At 65.7% G+C, this 12,049-nt stretch carries 9 protein-coding genes and 1 tRNA gene; 9 read left to right on the forward strand and 1 reads right to left on the reverse strand.

The genetic code is table 11. The features are described from left to right. Positions 1-84: 84 nt before the first annotated feature. From C8C98_RS03080 to C8C98_RS03090, 3 genes are all read left to right on the forward strand, one after another. Complete coding sequence (locus C8C98_RS03080; protein WP_121453084.1) at positions 85-546, forward strand: hypothetical protein; 462 nt, start codon at positions 85-87, stop codon at positions 544-546. Positions 547-721: 175 nt separating this feature from the next. Beyond that, the gene (locus C8C98_RS03085; RefSeq protein WP_121453085.1) at positions 722-1,201 is read left to right on the forward strand and encodes a DUF3429 domain-containing protein; all 480 of its coding nucleotides are present in this window, start codon (positions 722-724) and stop codon (positions 1,199-1,201) included. 204 nt (positions 1,202-1,405) lie between these two features. Further along, entirely contained in the window at positions 1,406-2,047 is a 642-nt protein-coding gene (locus C8C98_RS03090; protein WP_158600129.1) for a DUF4124 domain-containing protein, read from the forward strand. 118 nt (positions 2,048-2,165) lie between these two features. Here the strand turns inward: C8C98_RS03090 and C8C98_RS03095 are convergent, their stop codons facing one another. After that, complete coding sequence (locus C8C98_RS03095) at positions 2,166-2,831, reverse strand: cytochrome c (protein ID WP_121453087.1); 666 nt, start codon at positions 2,829-2,831, stop codon at positions 2,166-2,168. A gap of 105 nt (positions 2,832-2,936) precedes the next feature. On the opposite strand from C8C98_RS03095, the gene C8C98_RS03100 reads away from it, so the two are divergent. From C8C98_RS03100 to C8C98_RS03125, 6 genes are all read left to right on the forward strand, one after another. Continuing rightward, positions 2,937-3,791, forward strand: coding sequence for a MoxR family ATPase (locus tag C8C98_RS03100; protein ID WP_099656433.1), 855 nt, complete (start codon positions 2,937-2,939; stop codon positions 3,789-3,791). A gap of 8 nt (positions 3,792-3,799) precedes the next feature. Continuing rightward, entirely contained in the window at positions 3,800-4,027 is a 228-nt protein-coding gene (locus C8C98_RS03105; RefSeq protein ID WP_121453088.1) for a hypothetical protein, read from the forward strand. A gap of 68 nt (positions 4,028-4,095) precedes the next feature. After that, positions 4,096-5,283: a VWA domain-containing protein gene (locus C8C98_RS03110; protein WP_121453089.1), complete on the forward strand. Its 1,188-nt coding sequence runs from the start codon at positions 4,096-4,098 to the stop codon at positions 5,281-5,283. Between the two features lie 146 nt (positions 5,284-5,429). Continuing rightward, the gene (locus tag C8C98_RS03115) at positions 5,430-7,379 is read left to right on the forward strand and encodes an autotransporter assembly complex family protein (RefSeq protein WP_233574433.1); all 1,950 of its coding nucleotides are present in this window, start codon (positions 5,430-5,432) and stop codon (positions 7,377-7,379) included. Further along, positions 7,379-11,809 (forward strand): translocation/assembly module TamB domain-containing protein, encoded by a 4,431-nt coding sequence (locus tag C8C98_RS03120; RefSeq protein WP_121453090.1) that lies wholly within the window; start codon positions 7,379-7,381, stop codon positions 11,807-11,809. The genes C8C98_RS03115 and C8C98_RS03120 overlap by 1 nt, the downstream gene beginning before the upstream one ends. 53 nt (positions 11,810-11,862) lie before the next feature. Next, positions 11,863-11,937: transfer RNA gene (locus tag C8C98_RS03125), tRNA-Arg, on the forward strand. Positions 11,938-12,049 lie beyond the last annotated feature (112 nt).

Consider the following 12,049-nt stretch of genomic DNA (forward strand, 5'->3'; position numbering starts at 1 on the left):
TGCAGACATTGCCCTCGCGGTGCATTCATTCCCATAGACGTTTGACCCGACCGCGAATGACATCCACCCACTGGGCTTGAGCCGATGCTCCACTACTTGCTCCACGCATCTGAGGTCCCATGGCAAGACCAAGTGCTCTACGCCAGCGTCTTCATTGCGGCCATTGCCCTTGTTTTTCTGGTCCTGTGGTGGCGCAGGCGTGCTGCGCGCCCCCGGCAGGGTGACTTTGCGGCCCTAGTGGAGCAACGCGACGTGGCACAAGCATTGGCTGCGCAGGCCGAAAGCCCACTGAGCGATGCGGTGCACGCATGGCAGCAGACAAGGCACACCATGGAGAACGTCAAGACGGGTGTGGAACGGTTTCTGGCCTTGATCTGGGCCCTGCTCTCCGGCCTGCTGTGCGCCATCAGCGTGTCAGCCGTGATCAGCGATATCTGGAACTTCCCGGCGGTGGACTGGCGCCTGTTTACCTTCTATGCCGTGCTCGGCGGTGTGTGTGCTTGGTTCACCCGCGTGCAATGGCGTGACTTTCGTGGGCGCAAATAAACGGCCCTCCACGCACCAAGGCCGCGAGCGCGCTTGGGCTCCTTGAGAGTCTGCTTACGATCTTTTCATGGCGTCCGCAAGGCAGCACCCAGGCCCGCGACTCAGCCTCTTGACCGCGCAGCCCACTCAGGAGGCGTGGTTTGCCGACAATGCCGTCTCACCCACCGGAGGCACGATGCAAAGCACCCCTGCAACCCCACCCTCAGCAGCCCCATCGCTGCCGCCGCACCTGCCCACGCCCGTGGCGTGGTTGGGTTATGGCGGACTGCTGCCCTTCGTGGCACTTGCCATGGTGGGCTGGTGGGCACCCGGCAACCCCTTGTGGACCACTGCCCTGCTGGGCTACGGCGCGGTCATCCTGAGCTTTATAGGCGCCCTGCACTGGGGCCTGGCCATGGCGTTGCCGGGCCTGGATGAGGCAGAGCGCACACGCCTCTTTATCTGGAGCGTGGTGCCCGGTCTGCTGGCATGGCCTGCGCTGTTGGTACCCTCGCAGATGGGCGCCACCTTGCTGATTGCAGGCTTTGCCGCACACCTGTGGCAAGACCACCGGCTTGCACGCAAGGCCACCCTGCCAACTTGGTACCTGCCACTGCGCAGGCGCCTCACGGTGACTGCCTGCGTGTGCCTGGCGCTGGGCGCTGCTGTGGCGTGATGCCCCTTCAGCGTAGCTCTTTCAAATAGCACCTTCAGCTATATATTTGATAGCTTCCTGCGCTTGACTGACAAGCGCAGCGGGCGTTTTCTTCTTCGATGCAGGAGTACGACAAGACCGCTTCGTGACACACGGCCCATGCAGGCAATTGGCTACACTCCGTTCACTTTTTTAGACAGCCCCTTCCACCCAGGGCCGTGCACCATGTCTTTCATCTCTACACGCAGCCTGCTGGCGGCTGCCATGCTGGTCGGCACCGGCCTCTCGCCCGTCGAGGCGGGCAATCTTTTCAAGTGCACAGACGCACGCGGCCAGGTGGTTTACTCCGATCGGGCCTGCGCCAGTGAGGCTCCAACGCCTTCAGCCGCCGCTGCCGCATCTGGCAAAAATGCTGCCAGCTTCAGCAACGCTGCCGTCAAAGGCAAGATCACCGAGGCAGCCATCGCCGCCATCCTGCGGCAAGCCATCGACCTGGGCACACGCGGCGACTACAAGGGCCAATGCGCACTGGCCGCACCAGACATTGCCTTCTCCATCACCGACAACTCCACCCAGCCCGCCACCACGATCTCGGGCAAACGCAGAGAACTGTGCGATGCCCAGCGCAGCTCGGCGCAAACGCTGGAGTTCAACAGCCTGCGGCCCAGCGTGCAGCAAACCGGCATCCAGATCAAGGTGAGCGCAGACGGCACCCAAGCCACCGCCAAGCACACGCACACCACCACCCTCAAGCAGCACGGGCAGGTGGTGCTGGTGCAAACCTGCCAGCAAGAAGACGCCTTCGGCATCTACGACGGCAAGATCCTCTACAACAGCGTTAAATCGGTGTGCAAGCAGACGTCTTGAGCGTGCGCGGAAAGAAGCCATTGCCCATGGCGTCTACCCACCGCAGCATGTTGAACACACCAAGCAAAAAGCCCGCAGTTGCGGGCTTTTTGCGTTGGGTTGAACGCCCCCCAGCGGATCAACGGAAGGGAGACTGCCGCACCACCTGCAGGTCGCCTTCCACACTGCCCAGGTAGTTGGCCAAGGCCTTGAGTTCGGCGTTGGAGAACTGCTTGGCCACGCCGCCCATGATGGCGTTGCTGCGGCCCAGGTTGGGGTTGCGCGCATCGGCTTTGTACGCCTTGAGGGCCACAAACAGGTAGTCGGCGTGCTGGCCTGCCACCTTGGGGTAAGACGGGTCGATGGGCTTGGCGAAGTTGTCGCCGTGGCAAGAAACGCAAGCGCCTTTCTTGAGCAGCTCGGCCACTTGCACGCTGGGTTCGCGGGCAGGCTTGGCGGGCAGCTCGGCGGCCTTCTTGCCATGCTGTTCGTAGTAGGCAGCCACGTCTGCAATGTCTTGTTCAGACAGCGAATCGGCGATGCCGCGCATGGTGGGGTGCTTGCGGTCGCCCTTCTTGTAGGCATCCAGTGCAGAGGCAATGTACTTGCCGCTTTGGCCCGAAATCATGGGCACTTTGTGCACTTCAGGAAAGCTGGCCTGGTAGCCCGGAATGCCGTGGCAGCCGATGCACATGGCGATCTTTTTCTCGCCTGCCTTGATGTCACCCTTGACTTCCTGTGCATGAGAAACAGCGGTCACGGAAGCGACAGCCAAGGCAAATATCGTGGTCAGCGTTTTGTTCATTTTGCGCGCACAATCTCGTGGAAGTTCGGTTCTGGGCCCCGCTCAGCGTTTGATTATACCGAGCGCCTGTCAAGCCCATTCATCAACGTTTCGGTGATTTCCCTTATGAAATTTCACGGTTCCCAGAATTACGTGGCCACCCAGGATTTGATGTTGGCAGTGAATGCCGCCATCACCCTGCAACGCCCTTTGCTCATCAAGGGCGAGCCCGGCACAGGCAAGACCATGCTGGCCGAAGAGGTGGCACAGGCGCTGGGCATGCCACTGTTGCAATGGCACATCAAATCCACCACCAAAGCGCAACAGGGCCTGTACGAGTACGACGCTGTGAGCCGCCTGCGCGACAGCCAGCTCAATGACGGCGACAGCGCAGAGCGCGTGAAGAACATCCGCAACTACATCATCCAGGGCGTGCTGTGGCAAGCCTTCACAGCCGATGAGCCCGTAGCCCTTTTGATCGACGAAATCGACAAGGCCGACATTGAATTTCCGAACGACCTGCTGCGCGAAATCGACCGCATGGAGTTCTACTGCTACGAGACGCGCGAGCTCATCAAGGCCAAACACCGGCCGCTGGTGTTCATCACCTCGAACAACGAAAAAGAGCTGCCCGACGCCTTCTTGCGCCGCTGCTTCTTTCACTTCATCAAGTTCCCCGAAGCCGACACGATGCGCCAGATCGTGAACGTGCATTTCCCCACGCTCAAGAGCGAACTGCTCACCGTGGCGATGAAGACGTTCTACGACGTGCGCAACCTGCCGGGCCTGAAGAAGAAGCCATCGACCAGCGAGCTGATCGACTGGCTCAAGCTGCTGGTGGCCGAAGACATTCCGCTTGAGGCCCTGCAAAGCGCCGACAACAAGGTGGCCGTGCCCCCGCTGGTGGGCGCGCTGCTCAAGAACGAACAGGACGTGAGCCTTTTTGAAAAGCTGGTGTTCATGAACCAGCGCAACCGCTGAGGCCGGGCATGAGCGATTCCAAGCACCTGCTGATCGAGGGCCTGTCTGACGCCGTGGGGTTTGTGGGCGGGGCCCTGCTGGGCTTCGGTGCGGGCATGGTGTTGGGCCTGGACATCTTTGCACCAGGCTACGGCACCCGCAGCCTGATCGCCATTGCGCTGGTGGGGCTGGGAGGCGGGCTGGGGCTGCACGGTGCCCGGCGCTGGCGCGCAGCGCAAGCCAAGCCGCGCGATTGAGCTCCGCCGCATTGCTATCAACTTAAGAGCAGCTACCGCTCTCCTAATCAGCGCTAGAGGCCAAAACCATGCTGATCGACTTCTTCTACACCCTGCGCGCAGCCAAGCTGCCCGTGTCCGTGAAGGAATACCTCACCCTGCTCGAAGCGCTACAAGCGGGCGTGGTGGGCCCCAAGTCCGATGACGCCTGGGCGCTGGACGATTTCTACAACCTCTCGCGCCTCACGCTGGTCAAGGACGAGAAGCACTACGACAAGTTCGACCGGGCCTTCGGCGCGTACTTCAAGGGCGTGGAGATGGTGGCCGACTTCACCAAGGAGATCCCGGCCGACTGGCTGCGCAAGATCCTGGAGAACGAACTCACGCCCGAGCAAAAGGCCGCCATCGAGAAGATGGGCTGGGACGAGCTGATGGAGACGCTGAAGAAGCGCCTCGAAGAACAGAAAGAACGCCACGAGGGCGGCAACAAGTGGATCGGCACGGGCGGCACCAGCCCGTTTGGCCATGGCGGCTACAACCCGCAAGGCGTGCGCATTGGCGGCGCAGGCAAGAACAAGAGCGCGGTGAAGGTGTGGGAGCAGCGCGCCTACCGCGACTACGACGACCAACAGGAGCTGGGCACCCGCAACATCAAGGTCGCGCTGCGCCGCCTGCGCAAGTTTGCGCGCGAAGGGCATGAACTAGAGCTCGACTTGCCTGACACCATCCGCAGCACGGCGGCCAACGCGGGCTACCTGGACATCAAGATGGTGCCGGAGCGGCACAACAACGTGAAGGTGCTGCTGCTGATGGACGTGGGCGGCACCATGGATGAGCACATCCAGCGCGTGGAAGAGTTGTTCAGTGCGGTCAAGAGCGAGTTCAAGCACCTAGAGTTTTATTACTTCCACAACTGCGTGTACGACTTCATGTGGAAGAACAACCGCCGCCGCTTTGCCGAGAAGTTTCCGACCTGGGACATCATCCGCAAGTACAACAAAGACTACAAACTGATCTTTGTGGGCGACGCGACCATGAGCCCATACGAGATCCTGCAGCCCGGCGGCAGTGTGGAATACAACAACGAGGAGCCGGGTGCCGAGTGGCTCCAGCGCCTCACGCACGCCTTCCCCAAGTTCGCATGGATCAACCCCGAGCCGCAGGGCGTGTGGCAGTACCGCCAGAGCATCAGCATCATCCAGCAGCTCATTGGCAACCGCATGTTTCCGCTGTCACTCAAAGGTCTGGAAGAGACCATGCGGTTGCTGTCCAAATAGCCCCATAGCCCACCAAACGGCGCAGCGCCGCAGGTGCGCGCAGGCGCTGTCCTACAGAACCGCCGGGGTTTTCAAGGCATATTGCCAGGCAGTTGCCGCCATACTCAGGCACTACTGCCACACGATGGCGGCATTGCACCCCTGACATGAATTTTTTCAAGCCCGTTTCTGCTGCCAGCGCACGCACCATGCGCAAGGCACTGCCCCATTCAACGCCGGCCCCATGGTCGGCGTTGCTGCTTTGCGGCACGCTGGCGCTGCAAGGCTGCAGCCTGTGGCCACGCCAGCCCCCCACAGACGACGAGACCAACACCACCACCAACGCAGCCGCGGCGGCAGCGCAGGCGACGTTCAGCCTGGAGGTCAAAGCCCCCAATGCCGTGCGCGAGACGCTGGAGCGCCATCTGGAGCTGCAACGCTTTCGCCAGCTGCCCGACCTGCAGGCCGAAGAACTGCGCCGCCTGCTGCACGCCGCAGACGCCAATGTGCGCGAGCTGCTGGGCACGCTGGGTTATTTTGCCCCGGACATCACCATCAGCCTGCGCGAAGCCCCCGCCGATGCGGCCGCCCCTACGCCGCCCTATGCCGTCACCATCACCGTGGAGCCTGGGCCGCAAACGCGCATTGCCAGTGCCGACATCCGATTCACCGAAGTTCGCGAGGCTGAGTCCGCTGCCGAGCCCAATGCACGGACACGCCAACTGGAACGCATACAGCGCAACTGGGCTTTGCCCGAAGGCAGCGCCTTCACGCAAGCAGGCTGGTCCGACGCAAAAAACACGGGCTTGCGCCAGCTGCAAGCGCGCCGCTACGCCAGCGCCAGCATCACCAACAGCCGCGCCGAGGTGGATGCGGACACGCAGCAGGCCGCCCTGTCCGTCACGTACGACCCCGGCCCGGCCTACCGCTTTGGACCGCTGAAAGTGCAGGGCAGCGAACGCTATGACCCCGATGGCGCGCGCCGCCTGGCACGGCTGCCCACCGGCACCGTGTATGACGAGGCCGAAATGCTGGACGCCCAGCAGCGCCTGGCCAGTAGCGGCTACTACGACGCGGTGTTCCTGACACTGGACACCGACAGCACCACCCCACAGGCCGCCCCCGTGATCGCCCAGGTGCGCGAGGCCAAGCTGCAAAAACTGGTGTTTGGCGTGGGCGTGTCCACCGACAGCGGGCCGCGCCTGTCCATCGACCACACGCACAACCAGTGGCCCACAGAGGGCTGGCGCGCCATCAACAAACTCTCGCTCGACAAGAAGGCGCAGCAAATCGGCACCGGCTGGACCGCACTGCCCGGCGAAAACGGCTGGCGCTGGTTCACCTCGGGCCTGGCCCAACGCCAGCAAACGGGCGACTACGACGTCAACAGCGTGGAAGTGCTGGGCGGACGCAGCCAAAGCACCAAGAACATCGACCGCACCTACTACCTGCGCTACGACACCTCGCGCGCCCAGGGCCTCAATGCTCCGGCAGACAGCGCTGCCCTGAGCGTGAACTACGGCTGGACGGGCCGCTATTTCAACAGCAACACGGCCCCCACGCGCGGCTACGGCATTGCGGTGGAGCTGGGCGCAGGCGTCACGCTGCGGCCCGAGCGCAATCCCTTCACCCGCACGCTGGTGCGCTGGCAGTCGTTCTTTCCCGCAGGGCGGGTCGAGGCAGGCGACGGCGCGGCCCGCAGTGCCCGCATTGCCGTGCGCACTGAAGTGGGCGCCGTGCTGGCGCGAGAAAGTGCCGAGATCCCCGTCGCCCAGCTCTTCCTGACCGGGGGCGACACCACCGTACGTGGCTACGGCTACCGCGCCATCGGCGCACGCACCGACAACAACCAGCTGTACGGCGGGCGCTACATGGGCGTGGCCAGCGTGGAGTGGCAGCGCCCCATCGTCTACGGCGGCAACATGACCGACTGGGAAAGCACCCTGTTTGTGGATGCCGGTGCCGTGGCCGACCGCGTGGGCGACCTCGACCCGCGCGTGGGCGTGGGCACCGGCGTGCGGTGGCGCAGCCCCGTGGGGCCACTGCAGGCCGACCTGGCCTGGGGCGTTCAATCGAAAAAACTGCGGCTGCACTTGCGACTGGGTTTCACCTTCTGATGCAGACACCACAAGACACGACCTCCTCGGCCACAGCGCTCACGACACCAGCACATCCCGCACGCCCAGCCCATCCGGCCCGCAAGGTGCTGCGCTGGCTGCTGTGGTCCTTGCTCGGCCTGTGCATCACCCTGGCCTGCGTGGCCGGTGCCGCCTGGTGGTGGGCCGGGCAGGCCACATCGCTGGCCACCACGCTGGCGCGCGTGGCCCAGTGGCTGCCCGCAGGCCAAAGCCTGCAAAGCCGCGATGTCACGGGCTCGCTTCGCAACGGTGGCCACCTGGGCTGGCTGCGCTGGAGCAGCCCCACCCTGGCAGTGGAAGTGACCGACGCCCAACTGGACTGGCAACTTTCCCCCCTGCTGCAGCGCCAACTGCAGCTAGGCACCGTGAGCGCAGCGCGGGTGCAAATCACCCCCCTGCAGCGCCCGGTCAACGAGCCCCCACCCGCCACAGCACCGTTGGAGCAACTGCTGCTGCCGCTGGCAGTAGAAGTACCGTTTCAGGTTGCGCAACTGCAGTGGGGCCAAGTATCAGAGGCAACCGATACCCCCCCAGTGCAAGTGCAAGGGCTGGCAGGCACGTACCGTTTTGACAGGCAGGCGCACCACCTGCGCATCGACCACCTGGCACTGGCGCAGGGCCAGTACACCGCGCAGGTCACCCTGCAAGGCGCAGCGCCCATGGCGCTGCAGGCCACGTTGGATGGCACCCTCACCACCGCCCTGCCCGGCCGCACCGATGCCTTTGCCGCCACCGCCCACGCCAGTCTGCAAGGCACGCTGGCCACAGCAGCCGCCCAATTGCAACTGCAAGCCGATATACAGCCCAGCGCATCCCTCGCAAGCACCACGGACACCGCCAGCGCCCCCCCCAGGGCCAAAACGGCCGCCATGCGCGCCAGCGTGCAAGCCAGCGTGCAGCCCTGGGCGGCCCAGCCCGTGCAGCAAGCGCAGGCCACGCTGCAAGCCGTGAACCTGGCTGCCCTGTGGCCCCAGGCCCCAACCACCGATCTGCAGGGCACGCTGAGTGCGGGCACCACGGCAGGCAATGCCCAGCAGACCGCCACTTGGCAACTGACGGCCGACCTGACCAACCGCCAGCCCGGCCCGTGGGACATACAGCGCCTGCCCCTGGCCCAACTGCAAGCCCAAGCCACCTACAACGGCACGCAGTGGGCCGTGCCCAAAGCCACCGCCACCGTGGGCGCTGGCCCCAGCGCGGGCAGCCTCAGTGTGCAAGGTCGCTTCACGCCCGCCAGCGGCGTGCTGGAAGGCGAAGCCCGCCTGAGCCACCTGTCGCCCGCCGCGCTGCACACCGCATTCGCAGCGGCACCGCTGTCAGGCAGCTTGCAGGCCAGCGTGCCATCGCAGGCCACGCAAGCCGTGCACTTTGTGGCCGATGTGCGCGCAGCCCGCCCAGGCGCCACAGCAGGCACTACAGCAGGCAACGCTGCAGCCCTGCGCATCGATGCGTTCTCGGCCCAAGGCCAGTGGAACCCACTCGATAACGGGGGCACAGCCCACATCGAAAAGCTGAATCTCCAGGCACTGCAACTGCAGGCCCAGGCCACCGACCTGCGCATCAGCCGGGGCCAAGCTGCAAAGCTTGCTGCACAGACGCCCTCCCCCAACCCCGCCCCCACGCTGGCAGCGCAAGGGCTGCTCAACGTGACCGTGCCCGGCACCGAGCTGCGCCTGCAAGGGCAAATGGCCCCGCGCACCGGCCAGGGCAACGGCCTGCTGCGGGTGAACGATGCGGAGCAAACCCTGCGCTGGCTGGGCCGCCTGCCCTGGGTGGGCACCGCCCTGCAAAGCGCGCTGGGCACTGCATCGGCCAAGGGCCAGGCGCAGCTGCAATGGCAGTGGAATGGCGGCTGGCACACGCTGCAGCAACAACTGCAAGCCGCAGCGCAGGGCACGGCCTGGCCCGCCACCCAGCCAGGCTTTACCGTGCAAGCCACGTTGAGCACCCCCCAGCTGGAGACGGTGCTGCCAGCAGGCCCATCCACCAACGTCGCCACATCCATCCAATGGCGGACGGTGAAGGCCGAGCTGCAGGGGCAAATGACCCAAGCCAACCTGACAGTGGAAGGCGAGGCGCGCACCGGCACACAGCGCTGGTCGCTGCAAACCCGCCTGAGCGGTGGCCTCAGCGCCCCGGCGGCAGGCACTGGGGCGGGTGCTGCAGCAGGCTCCAGCACATGGCAAGCCCAGTGGAGCCACCTGCGCGCTCAGTGGCAAGACACGCGCCAGAGCGGCACCTGGGTGGCCCAGCTCACCGAGCCGTGGAGCGTGTCGTTGCACAGCGGTGCCCCGGCGGCCAAAGTGCTTCCCAAAGAACAGCCCCGCAAAGCCGCTGCCCACACACCTCTGGGCTGGGCCGTGCAAGCCACTGCAGGCCAAGCCCAGATCACAGGCCCCCTGCCCGGCACAGTGCAACTGCGCTGGCAGCCCCTGCGCCTGACCACGGTGGCGGGCGCCTTGCCCCGCGTGCAAACGCAGGGCACGCTGCAAGGCCTGCCCCTGGCCTGGGTGGATGCGCTGGGTAGCGAGCAGACCGCCTCCCCGGCAACCGGCACCACCCCCTCGCCCACCGCTCCCACCCTGGCCCCGCAACCTTTGCTGGCCCGGCTGGGCTTGGCCACTGACATATTGCTGGAAGGCCCGTGGAACGTAGACACCACCGACACCCCACGCGCCAGCGCCAGCCTGCGGCGCACGCAGGGCGATGTGCGCATCCTGGGCGGCGATGCGTCCGCCGGCGTGGTCAGCCACAGCAGCGGCCAAGGACTGGGGGCTGGCAGTGTGCAAGCCCCCACCGCCACGGCCGCCGTCAGCACGGCAGGCGTGCGCCAGGCAGAGCTGTCGGTGCAACTGCAAGCCGACACCCTCAGTGCCCGCCTGCAATGGGCCAGCGCCCGCGCGGGCGAGATCGATGCCAGTGCCAACACCCGCATCCAATGGGGGCAGGGTGAGCCCCCCTGGCCCGCCGACGCACCGCTGGCAGGCACCCTGCGCGCACGTCTGCCCGATGTGGGCGTGTGGTCGGCCCTGGCGCCCCCCGGCTGGCGCGTGCGCGGCACGCTGGACGCCAACGCCACCCTGTCTGGCACCCGCAACGCCCCCCGCTGGGCAGGCACGCTGGCCGCAGATGACCTGGCCGTGCGCTCGCTCATCGACGGTGTGGACCTCCAGGGTGGACGCCTGCGCGCCAACCTGCGCGGCAACCAGGTGGAGCTGACCGAGTTCCAGCTGCAAGGCGGGCGCGGGAGCAAAGCGCGTATCACAGGCCAAAGCGGAAACCGCACAGCAGCCCCCGACGAGCGCGGCACCCTCTCGGCCACCGGCCGCCTGGCCTGGACCGATGCCGATGCCGACTCCGACACCAACGCAGCACCCCGCATCAGCCTGAACCTGCAAGCCCAGGCCAAAGCGCTGCAGGTGCTCGTGCGTGCCGACCGGCAGGTCAGCGTGTCCGGCAACCTGCAAGCCACGCTGGAGCAAGGCCAACTCAGCCTGACCGGCCAGCTCACCACCGACCGCGCCACCATCCTGCTGCCCGACGAGACCGCCCCCACCCTGGGCTCTGACGTGGTGGTGCGCTCTGCCGCGCGCGACAAGCAGGCCCAGGCCAGCGCGCAAGCCGCCGCCAAGGCCCAGCAAAACGCCGAGCAGCCCGCACCAGAGCCCACCGGGCGCATCACCACAGCCAAGCCCCCATTGATGGCCGTGACGCTGAACCTGGGCCGCGACTTTGCCCTGCAAGGCCACGGCATCACCACCCGGCTGACCGGCGAGGTGCAACTGCGCAGCAGCACCACGCCCGGCGCCCCGCCCCGCGTGACGGGCGAGGTGCGCACCGAAGAAGGCCGCTACCGCGCCTGGGGCCAGATGCTGGACGTGGAGACCGGCCTCATCCGCTTCAACGGCCCGTACAACAACCCCTCGCTCGACATCCTGGCGCTGCGCCCCAACATCAGCGTGCGCGCGGGCGTGCAGGTCACCGGCTCGGCCCTGGCACCCCGCGTGCGCCTTTACTCAGACCCCGACTTGCCCGATGCGGAAAAACTCGCCTGGGTGGTGCTGGGCCGCGACGCCACCGCAGGCGGCGCCGAAGCCGCTGTGCTGCAGCAAGCCGCCCTGACCCTGCTGGGCAACCGGGGCCAGTCGGTCACCGCCAACCTGGCCAGCCGCGTGGGCCTGGACGAGATCGGCTTCAAGAGCGCCGCAGCCGGCGAAGACGCCAGTGCCGCCGCCCTGACCTTCGGCAAGCGCCTGTCCAAAGACCTTTACGTGACGTACGAACGCACCCTGTCGGGCACCATGGGCGGGCTGTACATCTTCTACGACCTCTCGCGCCGCCTCACCCTGCGCGGGCAAGCGGGCAGCAACAGTGCGGTGGATCTGATCTATACGATGAAGTACGACTGAGTGCTCCAACCCGCCAAGAACCCGCCTCCGCAGCCTCTACAATCGCGCCCAGTCTCCTCATAGTTCAATGGATAGAACGAGTGCCTCCTAAGCGCTAGATGCAGGTTCGATTCCTGCTGAGGGGACCAGGTCAACGTCCGCCAAAACCCGCGCCCTGGAAGACTTTTTTTACGCCCGATGCACGCTGCCAGGGCGCCAGGACGCCCCACCCCTCCCACACAGCGCCTCGGCCCGCGAATT

The sequence above is a fragment of the Acidovorax sp. 106 genome (assembly GCF_003663825.1).
Classification (GTDB): Bacteria; Pseudomonadota; Gammaproteobacteria; order Burkholderiales; family Burkholderiaceae_C; genus Acidovorax.